The following is a 25,813-nucleotide window of genomic DNA, read 5'->3' on the forward strand; positions in this document are numbered from 1 at the left end:
CAAAAGTACATTGGCACACTATTGAGTTCTCAAACAACATTTGCACGCTGAACCATCAACCCTTTCGGGCTTCATTCTCTGCGGCTGGAGTTCCAACTCTAGGCTACCGTTTTCTCGGTGTCAACTTCGAGTTAATCTCCCTGTCACACTGTGCATCTCGCGGTGTCCCGCGGCGCTCTGTGCGACTCCCATTAAGTTACTCACCTCCCCCACCTTCACCAAATCGCCAGCTCAGGTGGGGTTTCGGTGAGCACTTCGATCAGGCGTTGATCTTCACGCCGGCGAAGTTCTTCTTTCCGCGGCGCAGAACCAGCCAGGATCCGTGCAGGAGATCAGCGTCAGCCGGCTCCCAGTCCTCGGATTCGATTCGCTCGTTGTTCACGTAGGCGCCACCTTCCTTGATGGCGCGACGTGCGGCACCGCGGGAATCAACGAGTCCGGTGCCCGCGAGCAGGTCCACGATGGTGCGCTCATCGCCGGCGTTGACCTCAAAGATCTCCGTCTCGGAGACAGCGGAGGCGAGAGTGTTCTCGTCCAGGTCGGCAAGTTCCGCACGACCGAACAGTGCCTGGGAGGCGAGCTCAACTGCCTCAGTCGCCGCTTCACCGTGGACGAGGTTGGTCATCTCCCGGGCGAGGCGCTTCTGGGCCTCGCGCTTGAAGGGTCGCTCGGCGACCTCAACCTCGAGCTCAGCGATCTCCGCCTGGGTGAGGAAGGTGAACCACTTGAGGTAGTCGATGACCACGGAGTCACCGACGTTGATGAAGTACTGGTACCAGGAGTACGGGCTGGTCTTCTCCGCATCCAGCCAGAGACGGCCACCGCCGGTGGACTTGCCGAACTTGTTGCCCTCGGCATCGGTGACCAGCGGGACAGTGAGGCCGTGAACCTTCGCCGCGTCCAGGCGACGGTTGAGATCGACGCCGGAGACGATGTTGCCCCACTGGTCGCCGCCACCGATCTGCAGGATGCAGTCGTAGTTGCGGCGCAACTGCACGAAGTCGTTGGCCTGCAGCAGCATGTAGGAGAACTCTGTGTAGGAGATGCCGTCGGACTCGAGGCGGCGCTTGACGGTGTCGCGGTCGAGCATCGTGTTCAGGGAGAAGTTCTTGCCCACGTCGCGGAGGAAGTCGATGACGTTCATGTTCATCGTCCAGTCGGCGTTGTTGACCATGATGCCGTCGTTGTCCCCACCGGTGTCGAATTTGACGAAGCGGCGCAGCTGCGACTTGATGGCCTCCATGTTGGCGGCGACGTCCTCGTCGGAGAGCATGCTGCGCTCGCCGACATCACGCGGGTCGCCGATCATGCCGGTGGCGCCGCCGGCCAGGGTGACCGGGCGGTGACCGAATTCCTGGAAGCGGCGCAGCATGACCATGGGCACCAGGTGGCCGGCGTGCAGGGAGTCACCGGTCGGGTCGAACCCGCAGTAGAGACTGATCGGCTGCTCGCAGGCCTCGCGCAGGTTGTCCAGGTCGGTGGACTGGTTGATCAGTCCGCGCCAGCTCAGTTCGTCGATGATGTTCATGGGTTTTCTTGATCCTCGTGTGTTGTGGAAGGTGAAGGCTCAGGTGTTGTCGGATGCGGGCGGCCAGGGCGTCGCCTCGTCGATGAGCATCACTGGTATGCCGTCATCAATGCGATAGGCGAGGCCGAGGCGCTCGTTGACCAGGACCTGCTGGTCCTCAAGATAGGTCAGTGGGCCCTTGTCCTTCGGACAGGCCAGGACCTCCAGCAACTTCGGATCGAGACTCATGGCTACGTATCGTACCCGGCGCCCGGTGGACGCCTGAACTGGATCCGCAGGGTCCGGGTGCTGCCCTCCAGCTCGCGGAGGGTGTCGGCGGCGACGAACTGGCGAACCTGCAACAGCGGTCCCCCACCGCGGCCATGAAGTCGAGGGCTTCCGAGGCGGGGCGTCGAGAAGCGACAGCAGGTCATCGGCCTCGGGCCGCTCAGGTGGGGCGGACGGTGCCGCCCGGCAGGCCACGCCCCTCACGCTCCAGGATCTCCAGGATCGGGGTGAGGGGGGTGCACACCCTGCAGTTGGGTGTGGTGGCCGCGATCTGCTGCCCCGCGGTGAGCTCGGCAGCGCGGGCGGGACCGTCAGGCCCGGACCGGGGTGGTCGCCCAGGTGTAGTGGTCGCGGGAGGCGTTGGCCACCCGGTCCCGCTGCTCGGCGACGCGAACACCGGCGGTACCGCCGCGGGTCGTGCGCGAGGCGACCGCACCGTCGATGGTGAGGACCTCACGCACCGCCGGGGTGAGGCGCTCGTCCACGGACTGCAGCTCCTCGTCGGTCAGCTCGTCCAGGCCGACGCCGCGCGCCTCGGCGATGCGCACACAGGCACCGGAGGCCTCGTGGGCCTCGCGGAAGGGCACGCCCTCGCGGACCATCCACTCGGCCAGGTCGGTGGCCAGGGTGAAGCCGGCGGGTGCGAGCTCACGCAGACGTTCCTCGTGGAAGACCAGCGTGGACACCAGGCCGGTCATCGCGGGCAGCAACAGGTTGAGCTGGGCCACCGAGTCGACGATGGGCTCCTTGTCCTCCTGCAGGTCCCGGTTGTAGGCCAGCGGCTGCGCCTTGAGGGTGGCCAGCAGGCCGGCCAGGTTGCCGATGAGCCGGCCGGACTTGCCGCGGGTCAGTTCCGCGACGTCCGGGTTCTTCTTCTGCGGCATGATCGACGAGCCTGTGGACCAGGCGTCGGAGAGCGTGATGTACCCGAATTCCGGGGTGCACCAGGCGATGATCTCCTCGGCCAGGCGCGACATGTCCACCGAGAGCTGCGCCAGGACGAAGGCCGTCTCGGAGGCGAAGTCACGCGAGGAGGTGGCGTCGATGGAGTTGTCGGCCGCGGAATCGAAGCCGAGTTCCTCGGCGATGGCCTCCGGGTTGAGCTTCAGGGAGGACCCGGCCAGGGCGCCGGAGCCGTAGGGGCTGACGGCCAGCCGCTTGTCCAGGTCGCGGATGCGCTCGATGTCGCGCAGCAGCGGCTGGGCGTGGGCCAGCAGCTGGTGGGCGAGCAGCACGGGCTGCGCGGCCTGGAAGTGGGTTTTGCCGGGCATGATGGCGTCCGGGTGGGCCTCGGCCTGGTCGACGAGGGCGTCGACAAGCTCGGTGACGCCGATGGCGATGTCGCGCACCGCGTCGCGCACCCACATGCGGAACAGGGTGGCCACCTGGTCGTTGCGGGACCGGCCCGCGCGCAGGCGGCCGCCGACCTCGGGGCCGACGCGGTCGATGAGACCGCGTTCCATGGCACCGTGGACGTCCTCGTCGCTGGGCTCGGGGCCGAAGCTGCCGTCGGCGACGTCGCGCCCCAGGCGGTCGAGGCCGTCGAGCATGGTGGCCAGGTCCCCGTCGGAGAGCAGACCGGCGGAGTGCAGCACCCGGGCGTGCGCCTTCGAGGCGAGCACGTCGTAGGGGGCGAGCACCCAGTCAAAGTGGGTGGACACGCTCAGGGCGAACATTGCCTCGGACGGGCCGCCGGAGAAGCGGCCGCCCCAGAGGGCACCCTCGTTGGTTCCGTGCTGCTCCATTTACTTGCCAGCCTCGCGGTCACGACGGTTGGCGATCTCGGAGGACAGACCGTGGAGCTTGACGAAGCCCTTGGCCATGGTCTGGTCGAAGGTGTCGCCGGAGTCGTAGGTGGCCAGGTCGAAGTCGTAGAGCGAGGTCTCGGAGCGGCGGCCGTTGATGATGATGGAACCGGCGTGCAGGACCAGGCGGATGTCGCCGTTGACGTGCTCCTGGGTGGAGGCGATGAAGGCGTCGAGGGAGCGCTTCAGCGGGCCGAACCACAGGCCGTCGTAGACCTCCTCGGACCAGCGGGCGTCGACAAGGCGCTTGTAGCGCGCGAGCTCACGCTCGAGGGTGACGTCCTCCATGGCCTCGTGGGCCTTGATCAGGATCATGGCACCCGGTGCCTCGTAGATCTCGCGGGATTTGATGCCCACGAGGCGATCCTCGACCATGTCGAGGCGGCCCACACCCTGGGCGCCGCCACGGCGGTTGAGCTCCTCGATGGCCTCGAGCATGGTGACCGGCTTGCCGTCGATGGCGACGGGCTTACCGGCCTTGAAGGAGATGATCAGCTCATCCGGGGCGTTGCCCAGGGCCGGATCCTCGGTGTAGGCGTAGATGTCCTTGGTGGGGGCGTTCCACAGGTCCTCGAGGTAGCCGGTCTCGATGGCGCGGCCCCAGACGTTCTGGTCGATGGAGAACGGGGATGCGGCGGACTGTTCGATGGGAACATCGTTCGCTTCGGCGAACTCGATGGCCTTGTCGCGGGTCCAGGCGTAGTCACGGGCCGGGGCGATGATCTCCAGGTCCGGGTTCATGTCGCGGAAGCCGACCTCGAAACGGACCTGGTCGTTGCCCTTGCCGGTGCAGCCGTGGGAAACGTGGGTGCCGCCGTGCTCCTTGGCGGCCTCGACCAGGTGCTTGACGATCAGGGGGCGGGAGATCGCGGAGACCAACGGGTACTGCTTCATGTACATGCCGTTGGCCTGGATGGTGGGCAGGCAGTACTCCTCGGCGAACTCGTCGCGGGCGTCGATGACGATGGACTCGACGGCGCCGGAGTCCAGGGCGCGCTGGCGCACGGCCTCCATGTCCTCGCCACCCTGGCCCAGGTCGAGGGAGACGGCGACGACCTCGCCGCCGGTCATCTTGGCCAGGTACGGGATGGCGACGGTGGTGTCGAGGCCGCCGGAGTAGGCGAGGACAACGCGTGCAGTCATGGGGATTCTCCTTGGGTGGTGAAAAATTGAAGGTTATGGAAGATATGTTTTGCAGGTCCCGATCAGGATACCGGGGGCCTCACCGGTTGGTGAGCAGGTCCCCCAGCTCACGGCCGGTGAGGGGCTCGCGGGCCAGGACGAAGATGGTGTCATCGCCCGCGATGGATCCGACGACCTCGTCGAGGCCGACGCGGTCGATGAAGCTGGCCAGGTACTGGGCGGCCCCCGGCGGGGTGCGCAGCACCGCGATGTTGCCGGAGTGGTCGACGTTGACCACCAGCTCATCGAGCATGCGGCGCAGCTTCTCCTTCGGGCCGGTCAGCTGCTCCGCCAGGGCCTGCTCGACGTGTCCGATGACGTAGTGGGCGCGGCCGCCGTCGGGGCGGATCTTCTTGGCGCCGAGCTCGTCGAGGTCCCTTGAGAGGGTGGCCTGGGTGATGTCGAAGCCCTCGTCCAGGAGCAGCTCGGACAGCTGCACCTGGCTGTAGACCCGGGTCTTGTCCAGGATCTCCAGGATCTTGGCCTGCCGGGCGGTCCGTGTCACCGGGGTGGTCATGCCGGCTGGTTCTCCAGCAGCCAGACCATGAGGGCCTTCTGGGCGTGCAGCCGGTTCTCTGCCTCGTCGAAGACGCGCGAGCGCGGTCCGTCGATGACCTCGGCGGTGACCTCATTGCCGCGGTAGGCCGGCAGGCAGTGCAGGAAGATGGCCTGCTCCCCTGCCGCCGCCATGATCTCGCCGGTGACCTGGTAGGGCAGGAAGGGGGTGCGGCGGTCCTTGCCGTCCTCTTCCATACCCATGGACACCCAGGTGTCGGTGATGACCACATCGGCACCCGCCACGGCCGTGGTGTCGTCGGTGACGGTCACGGTTGCGCCGGTCTCTGCCGCGCGGCGCCGGGCCCGCTCGACGAACTCCGCCTTCGGCTGGAAGCCCTCCGGCGCGATGATCGCGATGTCCATCCCGGCGGTGGCGAAGCCGATCATGTAGGAATTGGCCATGTTGTTGTCGCCGTCGCCGAGGTAGACCGCCTTGCGGCCCTGCAGCCCGGCCGGGCCCTGCCCTGGGCAGAGGTTCTCCACGCAGGTCTGCAGGTCGGCCAGGATCTGGCAGGGGTGCAGGTCATCGGAGAGCGAGTTGATGATCGGCACGGTGGCGGTCTCGGCCATCGCGTGGAAGTTGGAGTGGGCGAAGGTGCGCCAGACGATCATCTCGGTGAAACGTGAGAGCACGGCACCGGTGTCCTGGTAGCTCTCGCCCTTGCCCATCTGGGTGGCACCGGAGTCCACGACGATGGCGTGCCCGCCGAGGTGGGCGATGCCGGCGTCGAAGGAGAAGCGGGTGCGGGTGGAGGACTTGTCGAAGAGCACCGCCACGCTCAGCGGCCCCTCCAGCGGGCGCCGGGAAAGCGGGGCCTGCTTCAGTTCTGCGGCAAGCGCCAGCACCTCGGCCTGCTCGGCGGGGCTGAGGTCATCGTCGGCAAGGAAGTGCCGCACGTTGGGGTTGGTCATTCTCAGTCCTCCTGGCTCAGTTCGTTCAGCAGCGCCGAGAGCTTCTCGACGGCCGCGTTCATCTCGTCCTCGCTGATGACCAGCGGCGGAGTCAGCCGGACGACGTTGTCGGCCGGGGCGTTGAGGATCAGGCCGTGCTCGAAGCTGCGGGTCACCGCCTGCTTGGCGACGTCACGTTCCAGCACCACGCCCAGCATGAGGCCGCGGCCGCGCACCTCGGTCACGCCGTCGATGCCGCGCAGCTTCTCGGCGAGGAACCTGCCCTTCTCGGCTACCTCCGCGCAGAAGGCGTCGTCGACGATGCCGAGCACCGCGTTGGCGGCAGCACAGGCGATGGGGTTGCCGCCGAAAGTGGTGCCGTGGGCGCCGGGGGCGAAGAGTTCGGCGGCCTTCCCGCGGGCGATGGTCGCACCGATGGGGATGCCGCCGCCCAGGCCCTTGGCCATGGTGACCACGTCCGGGAGCACCTGATCATGCTGGAAGGCGAAGAAGTCACCGGTGCGACCGACACCGGTCTGCACCTCGTCGGCGACGAACAGGATCCCGTGGGTGTCGCAGAGTTCGCGCACGCCCTGCAGGAAGCCTGCCGGGGCGGGGATGACGCCGGTCTCACCCTGGATGGGTTCGAGGAAGATCGCGGCTACCTCGGCCGGGTTCACCTCGACGAGTGTGGTCAGGTAGTCCAGATCGCCGTAGGGGTAGAACTCCACGCCGCTGGGCAGCGGCTCGAAGGGCTTGCGCTTGTCCGGCTGGCCGGTCAGTGCGAGGGAGCCCATGGTGCGGCCGTGGAAACCGTCGACGGCGGCCAGCACGCGGGAACGGCCGGTCAGCCGCGCCAGCTTGAAGGCGGCCTCGTTGGCCTCCGCGCCGGAGTTGCAGAAGAACACCCGGGCCGAGTCGTCGCCGATGCGCTCCTTGAGGGCGGTGGCTGCCTTGATCACCGGTGCGGTGGCGAAGAGGTTGGAGGTGTGGCCCAGCTGGCTGAGCTGGAAGGTCACGGCCTCGGTGATCGCCGGGTGGGCGTGACCGAGAGAGTTGACGGCGATGCCGGCCAGCATGTCGATGTGGACACGGCCCTGCGCATCCGTCACGGTGGCGCCCTTGCCGGTCACCAGCTCGAGCGGCGGGGTGCCGTAGTTGTTCATCAGCACCTGGTTCCACTGGGTCAGTGCGTCAGTCATTGGAGTCCTTCCTGAAGACGGTTCCGGCGGGGTAGTTCTCGCGGTCGTATTTATCGGGCAGCACCATCGTGCCGATACCACCCATGGTCAGCAGCTCCAGGATCACGGAGTGCGCGATGCGGCCGTCGATGACGTGTGCCGCGGAGACCCCGCCCTGGACGGCACGGACACAGGACTCCATCTTGGGGATCATCCCGGAGTCCAGGTCCGGCAGGAGGTTCTCCAGCTCGGAGGTCTTGATCTTGGAGACCAGGGAGTCCTTGTTGGGCCAGTCGGTGTAGAGACCCTCGACGTTGGTGAGGATGAGCAGACGCTCCGCACCGATGGCCTCCGCCAGTGCGCCGGCGGCGGTGTCGGCGTTGATGTTGTAGACCTGGCCGTCCTCGCCGGGGGCGATGGTGGAGACCACCGGGATGCGCCCGGCCTCGATGATGTCCATCAGGGCCTCGGGGTTGACGTCGGTGATGTCACCGACCAGGCCGATGTCGGTGGGCACTCCCCCGACGTCGACGAGCCGCTTGGTGGCGGTGAACAGGGCGGCGTCCTCACCGGAGGTGCCCACGGCGTAGGGGCCGTGGGAGTTGATGAGGCCGACCAGGTCCCGGCCGACCTGGCCGAAAAGCACCATGCGGACGATCTCCATGACCTCCGGGGTGGTCACCCGGAACCCGCCCTTGAATTCGCCTTCCAGGCCGACACGCTTGAGCATGGAGGAGATCTGCGGGCCACCGCCGTGCACGACGACGGGCTTGGCGCCGACGGTGCGCAGGAAGACCATGTCGGCGGCGAAGGCGGCCTTGAGGTCCTCGTCGACCATGGCGTTGCCGCCGTATTTGACCACGACGATCTTGTCGCGGAAGTGCTGCAGCCACGGCAGGGCCTCGGCGAGCACATGGGCGCGTGCCTCGGAGCTGAGATTCTTCAGGGAATCCATGGAGGGTTCTTTCTAGCTGGAGTAGGCGGAGTTGATGTGGACGTAATCGTGGGAGAGGTCTGTGGTGCGGACGGTGGCACGGCCGGGACCGTCCACGCCGAGGTGGACCCGGACGTCGATGTCCGCACCCGAGAGGTCCACCTCACGGGCACCGGGGGCACCGGTGGTGTCGATGCACACGGGCTGCTCATTGAAGTAGACCGAGATGTGCTCGGGATCCATGTCCGCGTCAGCCATGCCGACGGCAGCGAGCACCCGCCCCCAGTTCGGGTCGGAGCCGAACATCGCGCACTTGAAGAGGTTGTCGCGGGCCAGGGTGCGCGCGGCGTCAAGGGCCTGCTCGTCGGTGGAGGTGCCTTCCACCGTGACCACGACGCGCTTGGTCACGCCCTCGGCATCGGCCTGCAGCTGGCGGGTCAGATCGAGGGAGGCCTCGAGCACGGCGGCGTTGAGCTCCTCCTGGCTCGGGCTGATCCCGGAGGCGCCGGAGGCCAGCAGGAAGACGGTGTCGTTGGTGGAGGTGGAGCCGTCGACGTCGAGGGTGTCGAAGGTCTGCTTCGAGGCGGCACGCAGGGCGGTGTCGAGCATCTCCGGGGTGGCCACGGCATCGGTGGTGAAGCAGGACAGCAGGGTGGCCAGGGAGGGCGAGATCATGCCCACGCCCTTGGCCATGCCGCCGAGGCTCCAACCCTCGGCCTGGACCACGGTCTCCTTCTTCACCAGGTCCGTGGTCATGATGGCCTGGGCGGCCAGGGTGCCGTTGTCGCCGAGGGCTGGGACGAGCTGTTCCAGGCCGGCACGGATCTTGTCCATGGGCATCAGCTCACCGATCAGCCCGGTGGAGCACACGCCGACATCCCCCGACTCCAGGCCGAGCAGTTCGGCGGTGCGCTGCTGCATCTCGGCGGCGTCCAGGTCACCCTGGGTGCCGTTGCAGGCGTTGGCGTTGCCGGCGTTGAAGACCACGGCGCGGATCTGTCCGTCGCTGACGGCCTCGCGGGAGAGCTTCACGGGAGAGGCGACGACACGGTTGCGGGTGAACACCGCCGCGGCGTGGAACTCGGGGCCGTTGTTGACCACGAGGGCCATGTCGGGGTTGCCGGAGGGCTTGATGCCCGCGGTGATGCCGGCGGCGGTGAAACCTGCCGGGGCGGTGATGCCGGTGCTGCTCATGGGTGTGTCGTCTTTCTCGGGAGGTGTGCGCGGGGGAGTTCTTAAGGGGCGACCGCGGCCTGCGGGAGACCGGCGGCCTCATCCAGGCCGAGGGCGAGGTTCATGCACTGGACGGCGGCGCCGCCGGTGCCCTTGGTCAGGTTGTCCAGGGCGGAGGTGACCAGCAGGACACCGGCCCGCTCGTCGACCTCGACCTGCACGTGGCACATGTTGGAGCCGATGACGTTCTGGGTCTCCGGCTGCCGGCCCTCGGGCAGGAGGTGGACGAAGGTCTCGTCGGCGTAGAAGGCGCGGTAGGTCTCGTAGGCGACGTCCTGGGTCACGCCCTCCTTGAGGGGGGCGGTGATGGTGGTGAGGATGCCGCGCGGCAGCGGGGCGAGCACCGGGGTGAAGCTGACGGAGACCTTCTCGTCGGTGACCTCGGACAGGTTCTGGATGACCTCCGGGGTGTGGCGGTGCTTTCCGGCCGTGTTGTAGGCGCGCAGGTTGCCCATCGTCTCGGCACCGAGCAGGCCGACGGCGGCCTTCTTGCCCGCGCCGGAGACACCCGTGATGGAGACAATCGACAGGTCCGGGGTGATCAGCCCGCCGGCTACAGCCGGCAGTGCTGCCAGGGTCGCACCCGTGGGGAAACAACCTGGCACGGCGATGCGCTTGGCACCCTGGAGCTGCTCGCGGTGGCCGGGCATCTCGGGGATGCCGTAGGGCCAGGTGCCCTGGTGCTCGGAGCCGTAGTAGTGCTCCCACTCCCCCGCCTCCTGCAGGCGGAAGTCGGCGGCGCAGTCGATGACGACGGTGTCCTCGAGCGCCTTGCCGATCGCTGCGGAATGGCCGTGCGGCAGGGCGAGGAACACGACATCGTGGCCGGCGAGGACTTCGGGGGTGGTGTCCTGGATGACCTTGTCCGCCAGCTGCGGCAGGTGCGGCATGAGGTCGGCGACCGGGGTGCCGGCCGAGGAGCCCGCGGTCAGCGCACCGATCTCGAGGTCACCGGAGAGGTAGGAGGGATGGCCCAGGAGGAGGCGGAGGATCTCCCCGCCCGCGTATCCGGAGGCACCAGCGACTGCAACCTTGATCGTCATACCCCACACCCTAACATTTATGCATCAGAATGAAAAGTATGCAGAGTGAATTCTTTGCGACGCCCCCCGCTGTCCTCCTTCAGGGTACCCGCCGAGAGCTGCTCCTCGCGCAGTATCTTATCTTGAGCATCAAGCTGGCCTCTGCGACCTGCGATAATGCTCATCAGCGTCCACTCCCCCGCCCAGATATTGCGCACCGGGTTCCACCGGCACACAGAAAGATCCGCGCCGATTACCCTGCTCCGGGGTTATCGACGCGGATCTCTGTGCCGCAGAAGAAACAGCTTAAGCTCGCATCTCCGCTCCGAAACGCTCCTTGGCCAGTGCGGCGGCCGCGAGACGGTGCTCGTTGGCCTCCTCGTCGGTCAGGGTGCGGTCGGTGGCACGGAAGAGCAGGGAGAAGGCCAGGGACTTCCGGCCCTCACCCAACTGCTCCGAGCGGTAGATGTCGAAGAGCTTGACCTCCTCGAGCAGCTCACCGGCGCCTTCCTCAACGACGCGGCGGACCTGTTCTGCCGGGATGTCCTCGTCGACGACCAGGGCGATGTCCTGGTGCAGACCCGGGTAGCTGGACAGCACCGGGGCCGGGAGGTTCTCCGTCAGCGGCAGCGCGGACAGATCCAGCTCCATCGCGCAGGTGCGCTCCGGCAGGCCGAGGGCCTCAAGCACCTGCGGGTGGAGCTCACCGGCGTGGCCGACGACGGTGCCGTCGATAAGCAGAGCGGCGCAGCGGCCAGGGTGCCAGGGCAGAACATCGGCGGATTCGACGTCGAGCTCGACATCGGCGGCACGCGCCACGACGCGGGCGGACTCGATGGCATCCGCCCAGGTGTAGGCGCGGCCCTGCCCCCAGGGGCCCTCGAGTTCCAGGTTGCCGGTGGCGACGGTGGCCACGTGCAGCGGCTGGTGCGGCAGGGAGTTGATCAGCTCAGCGACGGTCGCCTCATCCGGGCGGGCGGCCACCGAAGGCATGGCGGAACGCTCGGCACGGGCGAAGGAGACCTGCTGGAGGCCGAAGAGGGAGACGTCATGACGCCCGCGGGAGACGTTGCGCACCACGGCGTCGAGCATCGTGGGCAGCAGGGTCGTGCCCAGGATGGCCCGGTCGGATTCGAGCGGGTTCTGGACCGTCACGGCGTTGCGGCGCTCGTCGTCGGCGGCCAGGCCCCAGACGTCGAAGGTGTCGTTGGCGATGAAGGGGCTCGGCAGGATCTCCGCGTAACCGTTGTAGGCCAGGGCATGGCCCACGGCGCGGCGGCGGCGCTGCGCCGGGCTGAGACCGCGGCCACCGACCGGGGTCGGCAGCACGAGCGGGATGTCCTCCAGACCCTCCAGACGCAGGACCTCCTCCACCAGGTCGGCGGGGATGGTCAGGTCTGCGCGCCAGGTCGGCGGGGTGACCTGCAGCTGGTCACCTTCGGCGACGACGGTGCAGCCGACCTCCTCGAGGCGGGCGATGACGGTCTCCCGGCTGTATTCGACACCGGCGAGCTGCGAGGGGTGGTGGACGTCCATGGTGATGGCCGGCATGGCCGGGACGTCCCCGATGATGGTGCGCTCGGCGTTGATGGTGCCGCCGGCGATGTCCACGAGCAGGGCACACGCCATGTCGAGGGCGACCTCGACGATGGCCGGGTCTACGGTGCGCTCGAAACGGCGGGAGGCCTCGGAGCTCAGCTTGTGGCGGCGCGAGGTGCGCGCCACGGTCTTCGGATCCCAGATGGCGGCCTCGAAGTAGACATCGGTGGTCTCATCGGAGATCTCGGAACGGGTGCCACCCATGACGCCAGCCATGGACTGGATGCCGGTCTCGTCGCAGATGACCACGTCCTCGGCGGAGAGCTCACGTTTGACGTGGTCAAGGGTCTCGAACTTCTCCCCCGCCTCGGCGTTGCGCACGGTCAGGCCACCGGTGATGCGGCCGGCGTCGAAGGCGTGCATCGGCTGGCCGAGCAGCAGCATGATGTAGTTGGTCACGTCGGTGGCGGCGTTGACCGGGCGCTGGCCCGACAGCATGAGCTCGCGCTGCAGCCAGAACGGGGACTCGGCGGCCGGGTCGATGCCGGTGACCTTGCGCAGGCCGAAACGGACGGTCTTCGTCTCCGGGCGGATGTCGATGTCCAGCAGCTCACCGTCCGGGGCGGGCACCCCGGCCAGGTCGAAGCCGGCGACCTCGGGCTGCTTCGCCACATCCGCGTACTCCAGGCCGAAGGCCGAGGCCAGCTCGCGGGTCAGTCCGCGGGCGGACAGGGCGTAGCCGCGGTCCGGGGTGACGTTGACCTCGAAGGCGGTGTCGGACAGGCCGAGAACCTCGCGGGCATCATCGCCCGGCTGGCCTGAGGCCGGATCGAGCGTGATGATGCCGGCGTTCTGCTTGTCGGTGAAGCCGAGCTCGGAGGCCGAGCAGATCATGCCGTTGGAGACATGCCCGTAGGTCTCGCGCGCGGCGATGGCGAAGCCGCCGGGCAGGACCGCACCCGGCAGGGACACGACGACGGTGTCGCCCTCGACGAAGTTACGGGCGCCGCAGACGATGCCCTGCAGCTCACCGGTGCCGTTGGCCTGGCCGACATCGACGAGGCAGTAGCGGATGGGCTTCTTGAACTCGGTGAGTTCCTCGATGTTCTTGACCACGCCGATGACCAGCGGGCCGGTGGTCTCCGGGATGGGCTCGTAGCCCTCCGTCTCGAAGCCGACGCGGACGTAGCCGCCGTCGAGCTCCGCCGGCGAGACGCCGAAACCGGTGTTGGCGTGACCCAGCAGTCCGGTCACCCAGTTCTGTGCGATGTGCATGTGGTTGTTCTCCTCTTCCTGAACCGGGTGGCTACTTGCTGATGCCGAAGGGCAGGGTGAAGCGGACGTCGCCCTCCACCATGTCGCGCATGTCGGACAGTCCGTTGCGGAACTGCAGGGTGCGTTCCAGGCCCATGCCGAAGGCGAAGCCGGTGTAGACCTCCGGGTCGATGCCCACGGCCTGGAGCACGTTCGGGTGGACCATGCCGCAACCGCCCCACTCGATCCAGCCGGCGCCACCCTTCTTGTTCGGGAACCAGACGTCGACCTCGGCCGAGGGCTCCGTGAAGGGGAAGTAGTTGGCGCGCATGCGGGTCTTCGTCTCCGGGCCGAAGAGCGTCTTGGCCATGTGGTCGAGGGTGCCGCGCAGGTGCGCCATGGTCAGGCCCTTGTCCACGGCCAGTCCCTCCACCTGGTGGAAGACCGGGGTGTGGGTGGCGTCGAGCTCATCGGTGCGGAAGACGCGGCCGGGGCAGGCGATGTAGAGGGGCACGTCCCGGTCGAGCATGGAGCGGACCTGCACCGGGGAGGTGTGGGTGCGCAGCACCTGCAGGGAGTCCTCCACACTGACGTGGAAGGTGTCCTGCAGGGTGCGGGCCGGGTGGTCCGGCAGGAAATTCAGGGCGTCGAAGTTGAAGTACTCGGCCTCGACCTCCGGGCCGTCCTCGATCTCCCAGCCCATGCCGAGGAAGATGTCGGAGATGGTTTCCATCAGCGAGGTGATCGGGTGCAGGGCGCCGACCTGGGTGCGGGTGGTGGGCACGGTGACGTCGACCTTCTCGGCCACGAGCTGCTCGGCACGCTGTTTGGCCTCCAGGGCCTCATGAACCTGCGTGAAGTGCTTCTCGACGCGCCCCCGGGCCATGTTGACCAACCGGCCGGCGTCCTTGCGCTGGTCCTTGGGCAGGCTGCCCAGTGCGCGACGGGCCTGCGGGATCGGTGCTTCATCGCCCAGGTGGTCGCGGCGGGCGACGGCGAGTGACTCGAGATCCGTGGCGGCGTCGAAGGCCGCTGTGGCGGCATCGGCGGCGGCGTTGAGTCCCGCCTCGGTCAGTTCAATTTCAGGAGTCTCAGACACGTGGCCTAAACCGAACCCTTCTTCGTATGGACGCTAATTTTCAGACCTGTACAGCATAGCCGGGCTCAGCCGCGGGTACGCGCCTGGGCCTTGGCCGACTCGTAGAGGCAGATCGAGGCGGCGGTGGCCAGGTTGAGCGATTCCGCACGCCCACGGATGGGGATGCGCACGCGGTGATCGGCCTGCGCGAGCAGCTCCTCCCCCAGCCCGTGGGCCTCGTTGCCGAAGAGCCATGCGGTCGGCCTGGTCAGCAGCTCATCGGCCTCATCGAGTTCGATCTCCCCGTCGGGGGCGGTGGCCAGGATCTGCAGGCCGGCCGCCCGCAGCTGGCCGAGTACGTCCTTGACTCCCGGGTGACGTGCCACCGGCAGGTGGAAGAGCGAACCTGCGGAGGCGCGCACCGCCTTGCTGGACTGCGGGTCGACCGTCTCACCGGCGAAGATCACGGCATCCGCACCCATGGCATCGGAGACGCGGATCAGCGTGCCGGCGTTACCCGGCTCGGCGGTCTCCACCGGCACGGCCACCAGACGCGGGCGTCCGCGCAGGGCCTTGCCGGCGGTCCACAGCACGGGCTCGCACACGGCGAACAGGCCGGTGGTGGTGACGGTGTCCGACAGTGATTTCGCGGCCTTGTCGGTGATGGGGTGGACGTAGACGCCCATGTGGCCGCAGGTGATGAGAATCTCCTCGAAGCGGCGCGCGGCCTGCTCGGTGACGAAGACATCGCGGGCGGCACCGGTGGCCACCGCGGCCTCCACCGCGTTCTCCCCCTCCACGATGAACTGGTTGGCCTTCTTCCGCGCCGCCGAGCGGTGCAGTTTGGCGGCGTTGACGATACGGGGTGTGCGCTCGGTGAATGCGTCCGAGAAATCCAGGGTCATGGGCCCAACGCTAGCAGCGTGGGTGACCGACTCCCGTTTTCCGGCAGTGGGGGCAGGCGCGTGGGGCCGGCGCATGGGGAACTGTCACACCCCCTGCGCCGGATTCACGCTGAAAGACCAGCTGACGCCGAATTCCCCCTGACGTCCGTATGATGTTTCCCGCCGCCTGCCCGCCCTCAGTACTCCCGCAGGTGACCGTGGATCTTCCACACCCCGTCAACCACCCTGCCGTCAACCGGTGCTCCCCGTCCGGTCCGGCGCCGATGCGCAAGCAGCTGCTCAATCTCCTGCAGCGCCGCCTTCCGGGCTGAGGAATCATCAAGGCACAGGTCCGTGAACTGCAGGTGTCCCCACCCTTCCATCTCCGCATGGTTGGCCTTCCACCGGTCGATGATGAATGCCCTCGTCTGCTCCGAGCTGTGGTAGCGGACGCTGTCGAGATCCACGACCACTGTCCCCTCCTCAATTCCCACGTCCCAGGTATAGGGCCCCAACCGGTAATTGGGGATCGAATCGATCCCCCTCGCCCGCAGGTCCAGGTGGAAGAAGCGCTCCATGCGGCTGGAGGCGCCGATGACCGATCGTTTCAGGAGCAGATCAAGGCTCTCCCGTTCAGTCCGGACCAGTGTCCGGTAATCAGCCTCAAAACGTCGACGGCCGTCGAAGCCGCCGTACTGCTGTTCCAGGAACTTCATCCGCAGAACCCGGTCCAGTTCCTGGTCACCGGCCACTGCGGCGGCGGGGTTGACCACGGGCAGCCCGTTGACCAGTGTCGAATCCCGCCGCCGTGTACGACGTGCCAGCAGATGGGTGCCCTTCGGAGTTCGGTGGCCCTGCGGTACTGTCCCGGTCGCAGGATGCAGTACGTGATTGCGACCGCCGTACACCGACAGCGCAGAATGCCCTGTGAAAGTCAGCTTGGGGTAGCGGTGATGGAGAGCCCGCAACATGCTGAGTCCCTCAGGCGCTCCCCGTGTATAGAGGCCCTGGGTCAGCCGGTGCAGAATCCCGTCCCTGCAGAACCTGGTGATCTGATGCTCGGACAGCCCGTGTTGCCGAAGTTCGGTGGTGGTCCAGTAGTTCCCCTCGATGTCCATGCCTTCTTGGACTGCAACGCGGCCCGCGAGGTTCCCGACGGATGCCAGACCTGGAGAATTGTCACACAGCGGCGACAGGAAGCGAGACCTTTCCGCAGGTCGCTTATCAGCGCCCGCTCCACCCCGTGTGACATTTCCCCGGCACGAAGAATCCCCGCCACCGCTGCGGTGACGGGGGTGGAACAGAGCCGCCTACTTCAGCGGCACACCCTGGGAGTCATGGGCCATGGAACCGCTGCGCAGCAGAATGAGGATGACCTCCACGAATGCCCACACGCCGACAACGGCCAGGAAGAAGAAGCCGATGAGGATGATGGACGTCGCCCAACCAATAAGAGTGAGCACCAGCTGGGCGACACCGCGGGAGGTGTTGCCGAGGTAGAAGTTGTGCACGCCCAGGGTGCCGAAGAAGAAGGCGAGCAGCAGAGCGACGGGCCAGGACTTCGGGTGGACCTGCGGCTGCCCCATGGCGTACATCGGCATCTGCGCCCCGTGCGGTTGGACCGGGTACTGCTGCTGGAAGGGCTGCTGGAAAGCCTGCGGCTGGGCTGGGGCATCGACGGGCAGGCCGTCCCGGTCATAGTGCTGCTGGCCGGACTGGTCAAAGGGGTTGTGCATGAACTTCTCCTGATGTGGGGCTGGGTGTCTGCTGAGGCGCGGACCCCCGGAATGATAGCGCCCGGCACCGACACGCGTGGGCTTTCCGTTCGAACACCGGTACCGGGAAACGACACAGGCCCCTGTCCGCCTTCCTTTCAGGGGAAGGCGGACAGGGGCCCGGGGTGCTGCGGGGTGCGCTGTATTAGGCGGCGACCTTCGCGTTGACGTCCTCCGGCAGGGCAGCCTTGGCAGCCTCGCACAGTGCGGAGAAGGCGGCGAAGTCGCTCACGGCCAGCTCGGCGAGGATCTTGCGGTCGACATCGATCTCAGCCAGGCGCAGGCCGTGGATGAGGCGGTTGTAGGTGATGTCGTTCATGCGGGCAGCAGCGTTGATGCGCTGGATCCACAGCTTGCGGAACTCAGACTTACGCGCGCGACGATCGCGGTATGCGTAGGTCATGGAGTGCAGCCACTGCTCCTTGGCCTTGCGGTAGAGACGGGAGCGCTGGCCGCGGTAGCCCTTGGCGGACTTCAGAATTGTGCGACGCTTCTTCTTGGCGTTGACGGACCGCTTGACACGTGCCACGTTGTTACTTCCTTAACTGCTTTGAGAGGTGTGGGGGTTTCAGGCGGCTTGCTTAAGCCTTGCCGAGGAGGCGCTTCATGCGCTTGACGTCAGCCGGGGCGACGTCGACGGTGCCCTTGAGGCGACGGGTCCGGGTGGACTCCTTGCCCTCGAGGAGGTGGCGGCGGCCGGCCTGCTCGCGGCGCAGCTTGCCGGAGCCGGTGATCTTCACGCGCTTGGCGGTGCCCTTGTGAGTCTTCTGCTTCATGAGAATTAAGTCCTTAAATCCCGGTTGACGGTTGCTACTTCTTGCCCTTGCGGACAGGCCCCAGGACCATGGTCATGTTGCGGCCGTCCTGCTTGGCACGGGTCTCGACGATGCCGTACTCGACGACGTCCTGCGCCAGTCGCTCCAGGAGTCGGAAACCGAGCTCCGGTCGGGACTGCTCGCGACCGCGGAACATGATGGTCACCTTGACCTTGGATCCCTTCTCCAGGAAGCGGATCACGTTACCCTTTTTCGTCTCGTAATCGTGGTTATCGATCTTGGGACGGAACTTCTGCTCCTTGACCACAGTCTGCTGCTGGTTCTTGCGTGACTCGCGGGCCTTCTGGTCCTGCTCGTACTTGAACTTTCCGTAGTCCATGATCTTGGCGACCGGCGGCTTGGCGTTCGGTGCGACCTCAACCAGGTCGAGATCTGCGTCGTACGCGAGCTTGCGGGCATCGTCCGTGCGGACGACTCCGACCTGCTCACCGCCCGGGCCGACAAGACGGACCTCGGGAACTCGGATACGCTCATTAATGCGAACTTCAGCGCTGATGTGTGACTCCTCAAGTAGCGGGTTACGTAATACATACCGTGCCATCTCGCGGAGATTCCCATGACAAAAACCCGCCTGTCGGTGTGACCGACGGCGGGAGATCTCAATAAGGCAGCCTGCGCTGCCCTACTCTTGACCTGTATCCAACCGGGTGAACCGGCGGCATGAGGTGGGATGATCTCCGCTTGTGGCCCGAGCCCCTGGAGAAGGCGCGCGGGTGGTAGTGCCGGTAACCTTAACAGATCAACCGTGTCAAGGACAAATCACCTCCCGCAGGTGTCTGCTGGGCTGATGGAGCGGGCGTCGATAAGCTCCTTGAGCCCGAGGCCCACCTCGTCGAGGATCTCCTCGGCGGTGGCGTGCGTACCGTCATCGGGATGGGTGATCACCGCGAGTCCGACCACCCCGGTGCCGGCTGGCGCGGTACCCAGCTGCCGCAGGGTGTAGACGGTGTCGGTGTCCTGCCCCCAACCGGCCTTGAAACGGGCGCCGGGGATCTGCGACAGACCGACCTGCTGCCAGTCGACGATCTCCCCCATCGCCCCGTAGGTGGTCCCGACGGTGTCGGTGCACGGCAACCCGGCGGCGAACTGCGCCTGCTCGCTGAGGCTCCACTCCGTCTCACCCGGCCACTCCGCAAGCTCAGGCACATGCGGCAGACCGTCGTGGTCATTGTCGATGAGGAGGCTGAGGAGGTAGGCGGCGTCGTTGTCGGACTGCGAGATCGACGCCTGGACCAGTTCCTCCTCGGCCAGACCGCGGGCATCGGCGGCCAGCGCCACGGGCACCTTGATCGTCGACCACGCCCAGGAGTGGCCGGACAGGCCGGCCCGGACGACGCCGTCCCCGGTGGCCACGGCAATGCCGATGCGCCCACCGTGCTCCTCGTTGACCTCCTGGATCAACTTCCTGAGCTCTCCGCGCAGCTCCTCCGCGGCCAGGTGGTCACTTGAGGTGACCTCCTCCCGCTGAACCTCCAACGTATCAACCTCGGCGACACAGCCGGCCAGCAGACCGGCCCCCATGATGGCCGCCACTGCGGCCGGAAACCACCTGTTCACGGGGTGAAACCTTACCCACTTGAGCCCCTCTCAGGTTAATTGGGGAGGAAACACAGGCTAATCGCGCACGGAACGGTCCTCGAGGATGACCACCGCATTGTTGCCGCCCTCGCAGACAAACGAGTTCCCGCCCTGGCCGATGCAGCGCATCTCATATTCCTGACCGGTCACCGGGCTGGTGGCGTAGATCAGGGCGCTGCCCGGCAGGCCGGTGTAGGGGGCCATCTGAACGGCGACCGCTTCCGCGAAGCCACAGCTGGTCTGGCCGTTGCCCCGGAAGATCCGCCAGTTGACGTTCGCCGCACACTGTTCCGCGGAAGCCGGGGCCCGGTAACCGGTCTCGGCCGGCGGGGGTGGTGGGGGCGGTGGCGGGGTCTCCTCCGGGGTGTCTTCCTGGGTGGGTGTCGGCGTCTCCGTCACCGTGACGGTCACCGGCGCCTCCGCGGTCGTGGGCGGGGCCGTCGAGGTCACCGTCGGTGGCGCGGTGGAGGTTGCCGCGGCCGTGCCGCCCCCGTCGGAGTCACCGCCCAGCAGCGCCGTGTAGATCCACACTCCGAGCGCCACGGCGGCGACCACCAGCAGTGCGAGCAGCGCGATAGCGGGCCCGGAGCGCTGGCGGCGCGGCGGCTCGTTAGGCGGGTAATACTCCGACGTCGGCTGGAGGGGGTTGCCGGGATCCTGCGGGGTCATGGCGCTCCTAGGTGGATTCTGGGGTTTCCCCATCCTAAACACTTCACCCGGATGCGTCGGCGGGCCTACGCTACAGGTTATGACCACTGACCCCCGCGACGCCCTGGAACTGCGCCTGACGTTGCGACGCCTCGAAGCCGCCGAAGCCGCGCTTGCCGACGCCCGCCGCTCCCTCGACGCCGTCCTCACCCGCTCAACGGCGGCGGGGCCGGCCCCGACCACCGCACCGGTACCGGTAGCACCTGCCGGTGCCGGTCCGGCCGCCGCTCCCCCGGGGGCGCCTGCTCCGGCACCGGTCTACACCCGTGACTCCTTCCTGCAGGTCCACCCGCCGCAGCAGCCGAAACCGGTCAAACCCCCGAAGCCGCCCGTGCCCACGGAGACGAAGGTCATCCGCGCCATCGCGGTGGTCGGCTCGCTGATCACCGTCGCGGGTGTCGGCCTCGCAGTGACCCTGGCCATCCAGGCCGGCCTGCTCGGCCCGCTGGGCCGGGTGCTGCTCTCCGTGCTGCTGGCCGTGGCCCTGCTGGTGGCAGGCCTGTGGCTGGACAACTACCGCCGCACAGCCACCGACCGGGACACCGCCGGCATGACCGCCGGTGTCACGGCCCTCATCGTCACCTCCTGGCTGGTCTCCGCGACGATCCTCTACGCCCTGGTCGAGATCCTGGAGTGGTGGCCCGCCTGGCTGGGGGCTCTGGTGCTCATGGCGGTGTGGCTGGTCTTCCTGTGGCTGGCCGTCACCCGCGAGCTGCGGGCGGCGGCGGTGTGCCTGGGGCTGTCCATCCTCCCGGTGTCCACCGCCTTCTACAACGTCGATGTGCCCGTCACCTGGCTGGTCACCCTCCTGCCGCTGACCCTGCTGGCTATCACCCGCGACCGGGAGTACCCGCAGGCCCGTCTCGTTGCCGCCGCCATCGCGGTGGTGCTGCAGCTGTGGCTGTTCAACGACATGGTCTACGTGGTGGGCTTCATCCCGCCGGCGGTCAACCTCACCATCGCGCTGCTCGGCATAGGCTCGGCCCTGGCCTTCGCCGCGATGACGCTGTGGTTCCCGAAGGACAACGACAACGCCAACCTGCTGACCGGCATCGTCGCCCCGCTGGCTCTGCTGGCGCTGGCTGTTCCCCCGGCCAGCGACACCTGGGCGATCTGGCTGCTCGTCCCGGCAGCGGTCGGTCTCGCGGCGATCGGCTACCTGCACCAGGACCGCCTGGGCATGATCGGTGTCTGCGCCACGGCGGTCGCCTTCGTCCTCGTGTGGACGCTCACCCCACCCTTCGGGGCCGGGGCGCTGATCGACAACACCATCGTCGTCGCGGTCTTCTTCGTCGCCGCGGTGATCACCGTCCTGTGGCTGGACCACCGCCACGAGACCCGCGTGTGGCCCTGGGCCTTCTGGCTGGGCGCCGCACTCATCGTCACGGGGAACCTCTCCCGCAACGTGTTGGGCGCGTCCCCGCTGTGGCTGACCGACCATGTCTCCCTGGTGCAGGCCCTGCTCATCGCGGTGTTCCTCGGAGTTACCATCACCCGCCGCAAGGCCCTCATGGATTTCCCCGTCTGGGCGCAGGTCGTCTTCGCGGTGGCTGCACTCCACCTGTCAATGGTCACCATCGTCACCGCCGTCACCTGGCTGGGCAACCTCATCGGCGGCAACGCCGGCATGCTGCTCGGCTACCTCACCGGCCACGCGCTGGTGAGCATCCTGTGGATGGTCCTCGCGGCCTGGATCCTGCTGGCGGCGAAGGGCATGTCCGCGAAGGCCTCCCTCAACGCCGGCATGGTGCTGGCGATCGCCGGTGTGGTCAAGCTCGTCTTCTTCGACCTGGGCACCCTGGAGGGACTGCCCCGGGCGATGGCCTTCCTCGTCTCCGGTGTGGCACTGCTGACCATCGCGGCGCTGCGGGCGCGGCGTAGGCAGGCTGCTGAGCAGGTCTCAGCCGTTGAGGGCGGCGATGAGCACGCCACCGATCAACAGGACCGGCAGCCCCAGGAGCAGCACGGCCAGCACCCGACCCAGGGGTCGGCCGATGTTGAAGGTGAAGTTCGACCCTGAGCCGGTGTCCACGAGGATGCGGGGATCGGCCGGGTCGTTGTAGAACATCCCCCACCACTTCCCCTGTTCCTCGGCCGGCCGCGGATACTCCTTCTCCACCTCCCGCTGCTGGCGCAGCTGCTGCACGATGAACACACCCGTCAGCACAAAGATGAGCCCCAAGCTGAGCGGCAGCTCAAAACTCGAGGTGTTCCCGCCGTAGGAGCGGGTGAGCATGAGCAGGACCAGCAGGTTCAGCAGGAAGAGGTACCAGCCCATGTTCCCCTGGACAATCCGGTAACCGTGCCAGGTGCGGTGGGCCTCCTCCGGGGTCTTCGCCCCACCCATGCCGGTGATCGACGTGGACTGCAGGGAGATCAGGCCCATCGTCGCCACCATGGACAACAGCAGGATGCCCGGGCTGAGCAGGATCAGTCCCAGGAAACGCCCCAGGGACTTGGGCTCGAAATTATCGGGTTGCCCCGCCGCGTTCCAGTGGACGGGCATGGGATCCGGCAGCTGCGGATAATAGAACGTCACCAGTACCGCGACCATCACGGCGGTCGAGGCTACGGTGGCGCCGACCCACTTCCAGTTCACCGGGATCCGGGGCAGGTCAGGCATCTCTGTCATGGGGCGCTACAGCACCTCAGCCAGGAACTGCCCCGTGTAGGAGGCCTCCACTGCGGCGACATCCTCCGGGGTGCCTTCCGCCACGACCAGGCCGCCGCCGGAACCGCCCTCGGGACCCATGTCGACGATCCAGTCGGCGGTCTTGATCACGTCGAGATTGTGTTCGATGATGATCACCGAGTTGCCCTTGTCCACCAGGCCCTGGATGACCAGCATGAGTTTGCGCACGTCCTCAAAGTGGAGGCCGGTGGTCGGCTCATCGAGGATGTAGACGGTGCGGCCCTGGGAACGCTTCTGCAGTTCGGAGGCCAGCTTTACGCGCTGGGCCTCACCACCCGACAGGGTGGTGGCGGACTGGCCGAGGCGGACGTAGCCGAGTCCGACGTCGACGAGTGTCTGCAGGTAGCGGTGGATGGAGCTGATCGGCTCGAAGAAGACCGCGGCCTCCGCGATGGGCATGTCGAGGACCTCGGCGATGTTCTTGCCCTTGTAGTGGACCTCGAGGGTCTCCCGGTTGTAGCGGGCGCCGTCGCAGACCTCGCAGGGGACGTAGACGTCCGGCAGGAAGTTCATCTCGATCTTCAGGGTGCCGTCGCCCTGGCAGGCCTCGCAGCGTCCGCCCTTGATGTTGAAGGAGAAGCGGCCGGCCTTGTAACCGCGGACCTTGGCCTCGGTGGTCTCGGCGAAGAGCTTGCGGATCTTGTCGAAGACACCCGTGTACGTCGCCGCGTTCGACCGCGGGGTGCGCCCGATGGGTGACTGGTCGACCTGGACGAGTTTGTCCAGGTGCCCGATGCCCTCAACGCGGCGGGCGCGGCCGGGGACCTGGCGGGCGCGGTTGAGTTCATTGGCCAGCGTCTTGGCCAGGATCTGGTTGACCAGCGTGGATTTTCCGGAGCCGGAGACACCGGTGATGCAGCACAGCACGCCCAGCGGGATGGAGACGTCGATGCCCTGGAGGTTGTTCTCCCGGGCACCCACGACGGTCAGGCAGCGTTCCGGATCCACGGAACGGCGCTCCTCCGGTACACCGAGGACGCGCTTGCCGGAGAGGTAATCACCGGTGATGGAGCCCTCGGCGGTGAGGATGCCCTCCGGTTCGCCCTGGTAGACGATCTCGCCGCCGTATTCCCCGGCCTTCGGGCCGATGTCGACGAGCCAGTCGGCCTCGCGGATGGTGTCCTCGTCGTGTTCGACCACGATGAGGGTGTTGCCGATGTCACGCAGGCGCTTCAGCGTGGTGATCAGCCGCTGGTTGTCGCGCTGGTGCAGGCCGATGGAGGGTTCGTCGAGGACGTAGAGCACGCCGGCCAGGCCGGAACCGATCTGGGTGGCCAGGCGGATGCGCTGGGCCTCGCCACCTGAGAGGGTACCGGCGGCGCGGTTGAGGGTGAGGTAGGCCAGGCCGACGTCGAGGAGGAACTGCAGGCGGGCCTGGATCTCCTTGAGTACAGCACCGGCGATCATCTCCTCCCTGCGGCCCAGCACGAGGGAGCCGAGGAATTCGCTGGCATCCGAGATCGATAGGTCGGTCAACCCGGCGATGGACTTCTCCCCGTGGCTGCCGGAGTCCAGGCGCACGGCGAGGATCTCGGGCTTGAGGCGCGCGCCCTTACAGGTGGGGCAGGCGACCTCGCGGGTGTAGGCGAGGAAGCGTTCCTTGGACCACTCGGATTCCACCTGGTCGATCTTGCGGTGCAGGTAGCCCATGACACCCTCGAACGGCGCGGTCCAGTTGCGGATGCGGCCGTAGCGGTTCTTGTAGCGGACGGAGACCTCGGTCTTCGTGCCATGGACCAGCGCCTTGCGCTGCGCGGCGGACAGCTGCGAGTAGGGGGTCTCCGGGTCGAAGTCGAGCGCCTTGGCCAGGCCCTCGACGAGCTTCTCAAAGTACCCGGCGTTCGGGCTGGAGGTCCACGGCTGCACCGAGCGGATGACGGGGGCGTCCGGGTCCGGGATGACCAGGTCGATGTCGACCTCGGTCTTCGTGCCCAGGCCGTCGCAGGCCGGGCAGGCGCCGTAGGGCGAGTTGAAGGAGAAGGCGCGCGGCTCCAGCTCGTCGACATCCAGTGGGTGGCCGTTGGGGCAGGCGAGCTTCTCGGAGAAGATCGCGTAGCGGTCCGGGTCGTCCGCGTCGCGGTCGACAAATTCCAGGGCCACCAGGCCGTCGGCCAGGCCGAGTGCAGTCTCCACCGAATCGGTCAGGCGCTGCTGCTGGGACTCCTTGACCTGCAGGCGGTCGACGACGACGTCGATGTCGTGCTTGATCTGTTTCTTCAGGGTGGGCGGTTCGGTGAGGGGGTAGACCTGGCCGTCGACACGCACGCGGGCATAGCCCTGCGCGGCGAGGTCCTTGAACAGGTCGACGAACTCGCCCTTGCGGGTGCGCACCACCGGCGCCAACACCTGGAATTTCAGACCCTGCTCCAGCGCCATGACCTGGTCGACGATCTGCTGCGGGGTCTGGCGCGCGATCTTCGCGTCACAGACCGGGCAGTGGGCGGTGCCGGCGCGGGAGAAGAGCAGACGGAGGTAGTCGTAGATCTCCGTGATCGTGCCCACCGTGGACCGGGGGTTGCGGTTGGTCGACTTCTGGTCGATGGACACCGCAGGCGACAGCCCGTCAATGAAGTCGACGTCCGGCTTGTCCATCTGCCCGAGGAACATGCGCGCATAGGAACTCAGCGACTCGACGTAGCGGCGCTGCCCCTCGGCGAAGATCGTGTCGAAGGCCAGCGAGGACTTTCCCGAGCCCGACAGGCCGGTGAACACGACCATCTTGTCCCGGGGCAGGTCAATGTCCACGCCCTTGAGGTTGTGCTCGCGCGCACCGCGCACGACGAGGCGATCAGCCACAGTCTTCCCAGCCCTCCGTGAAGTTGAATGGAGCCGGACGCCCCGGCTCCCAAACACCTCGAACATACCAAC

The 25,813-nt window shown here is 67.2% G+C and carries 23 protein-coding genes; 1 reads left to right on the top strand and 22 read right to left on the bottom strand.

The window, feature by feature from the left end; genetic code table 11:
- Nucleotides 1–259: 259 nt before the first annotated feature.
- From tyrS to EAH68_RS00100, 20 genes are all read right to left on the bottom strand, one after another.
- Nucleotides 260–1,528, bottom strand: a complete 1,269-nt coding sequence (gene tyrS, locus EAH68_RS00005) for a tyrosine--tRNA ligase (protein ID WP_126119275.1) — start codon at nucleotides 1,526–1,528, stop codon at nucleotides 260–262.
- A gap of 39 nt (nucleotides 1,529–1,567) precedes the next feature.
- Complete coding sequence (locus tag EAH68_RS00010) at nucleotides 1,568–1,756, bottom strand: Trm112 family protein (RefSeq protein ID WP_126119276.1); 189 nt, start codon at nucleotides 1,754–1,756, stop codon at nucleotides 1,568–1,570.
- A 350-nt stretch (nucleotides 1,757–2,106) separates the two neighbouring features.
- Complete coding sequence (argH, locus tag EAH68_RS00015; RefSeq protein ID WP_126119277.1) at nucleotides 2,107–3,540, bottom strand: argininosuccinate lyase; 1,434 nt, start codon at nucleotides 3,538–3,540, stop codon at nucleotides 2,107–2,109.
- Nucleotides 3,541–4,743: an argininosuccinate synthase gene (locus EAH68_RS00020; RefSeq protein WP_126119278.1), complete on the bottom strand. Its 1,203-nt coding sequence runs from the start codon at nucleotides 4,741–4,743 to the stop codon at nucleotides 3,541–3,543.
- 79 nt (nucleotides 4,744–4,822) lie between these two features.
- Nucleotides 4,823–5,299, bottom strand: coding sequence for an arginine repressor (locus EAH68_RS00025; protein WP_126119279.1), 477 nt, complete (start codon nucleotides 5,297–5,299; stop codon nucleotides 4,823–4,825).
- Nucleotides 5,296–6,252 carry an ornithine carbamoyltransferase gene (gene argF, locus EAH68_RS00030; RefSeq protein ID WP_126119280.1) on the bottom strand — a complete coding sequence of 319 codons (957 nt, stop codon included), beginning with the start codon at nucleotides 6,250–6,252 and terminating at the stop codon, nucleotides 5,296–5,298. Before argF ends, EAH68_RS00025 begins: the two co-directional genes overlap by 4 nt.
- 2 nt (nucleotides 6,253–6,254) lie before the next feature.
- On the bottom strand, nucleotides 6,255–7,433 hold the full coding sequence (locus EAH68_RS00035) for an acetylornithine transaminase (RefSeq protein WP_126119281.1): 1,179 nt from the start codon (nucleotides 7,431–7,433) through the stop codon (nucleotides 6,255–6,257).
- Nucleotides 7,426–8,367, bottom strand: coding sequence for an acetylglutamate kinase (argB, locus tag EAH68_RS00040; protein ID WP_126119282.1), 942 nt, complete (start codon nucleotides 8,365–8,367; stop codon nucleotides 7,426–7,428). The genes EAH68_RS00035 and argB overlap by 8 nt, the downstream gene beginning before the upstream one ends.
- 12 nt (nucleotides 8,368–8,379) lie before the next feature.
- A complete protein-coding gene (gene argJ, locus EAH68_RS00045; protein ID WP_126119283.1) occupies nucleotides 8,380–9,540 on the bottom strand; it encodes a bifunctional glutamate N-acetyltransferase/amino-acid acetyltransferase ArgJ in 1,161 nt (386 codons plus the stop codon).
- Nucleotides 9,541–9,581: 41 nt separating this feature from the next.
- Nucleotides 9,582–10,622, bottom strand: coding sequence for an N-acetyl-gamma-glutamyl-phosphate reductase (argC, locus tag EAH68_RS00050; RefSeq protein WP_126119284.1), 1,041 nt, complete (start codon nucleotides 10,620–10,622; stop codon nucleotides 9,582–9,584).
- A gap of 285 nt (nucleotides 10,623–10,907) precedes the next feature.
- On the bottom strand, nucleotides 10,908–13,415 hold the full coding sequence (gene pheT / locus EAH68_RS00055) for a phenylalanine--tRNA ligase subunit beta (protein ID WP_126119285.1): 2,508 nt from the start codon (nucleotides 13,413–13,415) through the stop codon (nucleotides 10,908–10,910).
- A 31-nt stretch (nucleotides 13,416–13,446) separates the two neighbouring features.
- A complete protein-coding gene (pheS, locus tag EAH68_RS00060) occupies nucleotides 13,447–14,493 on the bottom strand; it encodes a phenylalanine--tRNA ligase subunit alpha (protein WP_126119286.1) in 1,047 nt (348 codons plus the stop codon).
- Between the two features lie 65 nt (nucleotides 14,494–14,558).
- Entirely contained in the window at nucleotides 14,559–15,377 is an 819-nt protein-coding gene (locus tag EAH68_RS00065; RefSeq protein WP_126119287.1) for a TrmH family RNA methyltransferase, read from the bottom strand.
- Nucleotides 15,378–15,553: 176 nt separating this feature from the next.
- On the bottom strand, nucleotides 15,554–16,129 hold the full coding sequence (locus tag EAH68_RS14865; RefSeq protein WP_241228213.1) for a hypothetical protein: 576 nt from the start codon (nucleotides 16,127–16,129) through the stop codon (nucleotides 15,554–15,556).
- Between the two features lie 537 nt (nucleotides 16,130–16,666).
- Complete coding sequence (locus EAH68_RS00075; protein WP_241228214.1) at nucleotides 16,667–17,092, bottom strand: TM2 domain-containing protein; 426 nt, start codon at nucleotides 17,090–17,092, stop codon at nucleotides 16,667–16,669.
- Between the two features lie 184 nt (nucleotides 17,093–17,276).
- Nucleotides 17,277–17,660 carry a 50S ribosomal protein L20 gene (gene rplT / locus EAH68_RS00080; protein WP_126119289.1) on the bottom strand — a complete coding sequence of 128 codons (384 nt, stop codon included), beginning with the start codon at nucleotides 17,658–17,660 and terminating at the stop codon, nucleotides 17,277–17,279.
- Between the two features lie 52 nt (nucleotides 17,661–17,712).
- Nucleotides 17,713–17,907 (bottom strand): 50S ribosomal protein L35, encoded by a 195-nt coding sequence (rpmI, locus tag EAH68_RS00085; protein ID WP_126119290.1) that lies wholly within the window; start codon nucleotides 17,905–17,907, stop codon nucleotides 17,713–17,715.
- A gap of 34 nt (nucleotides 17,908–17,941) precedes the next feature.
- On the bottom strand, nucleotides 17,942–18,508 hold the full coding sequence (gene infC, locus EAH68_RS00090) for a translation initiation factor IF-3 (protein ID WP_126119291.1): 567 nt from the start codon (nucleotides 18,506–18,508) through the stop codon (nucleotides 17,942–17,944).
- A 218-nt stretch (nucleotides 18,509–18,726) separates the two neighbouring features.
- The gene (locus tag EAH68_RS00095) at nucleotides 18,727–19,524 is read right to left on the bottom strand and encodes a serine hydrolase (protein ID WP_126119292.1); all 798 of its coding nucleotides are present in this window, start codon (nucleotides 19,522–19,524) and stop codon (nucleotides 18,727–18,729) included.
- 57 nt (nucleotides 19,525–19,581) lie between these two features.
- Nucleotides 19,582–20,214, bottom strand: coding sequence for a hypothetical protein (locus EAH68_RS00100; protein ID WP_126119293.1), 633 nt, complete (start codon nucleotides 20,212–20,214; stop codon nucleotides 19,582–19,584).
- Nucleotides 20,215–20,293: 79 nt separating this feature from the next.
- Between EAH68_RS00100 and EAH68_RS00105 the strand changes: the two genes are divergently transcribed.
- A complete protein-coding gene (locus EAH68_RS00105; protein ID WP_164546356.1) occupies nucleotides 20,294–22,273 on the top strand; it encodes a DUF2339 domain-containing protein in 1,980 nt (659 codons plus the stop codon).
- On the opposite strand, the gene EAH68_RS00110 is transcribed toward EAH68_RS00105, so the two are convergent.
- Together EAH68_RS00110 and uvrA are read right to left on the bottom strand one after the other, a co-directional pair.
- Nucleotides 22,154–22,885, bottom strand: a complete 732-nt coding sequence (locus tag EAH68_RS00110; RefSeq protein ID WP_241228215.1) for a DUF1648 domain-containing protein — start codon at nucleotides 22,883–22,885, stop codon at nucleotides 22,154–22,156. The genes EAH68_RS00105 and EAH68_RS00110 overlap by 120 nt on opposite strands.
- Before the next feature lie 6 nt (nucleotides 22,886–22,891).
- On the bottom strand, nucleotides 22,892–25,741 hold the full coding sequence (gene uvrA / locus EAH68_RS00115) for an excinuclease ABC subunit UvrA (RefSeq protein ID WP_126119295.1): 2,850 nt from the start codon (nucleotides 25,739–25,741) through the stop codon (nucleotides 22,892–22,894).
- Nucleotides 25,742–25,813: the final 72 nt, after the last annotated feature.

The organism is Corynebacterium hylobatis, from assembly GCF_003955685.1.
Taxonomy (GTDB): domain Bacteria; phylum Actinomycetota; class Actinomycetes; order Mycobacteriales; family Mycobacteriaceae; genus Corynebacterium; species Corynebacterium hylobatis.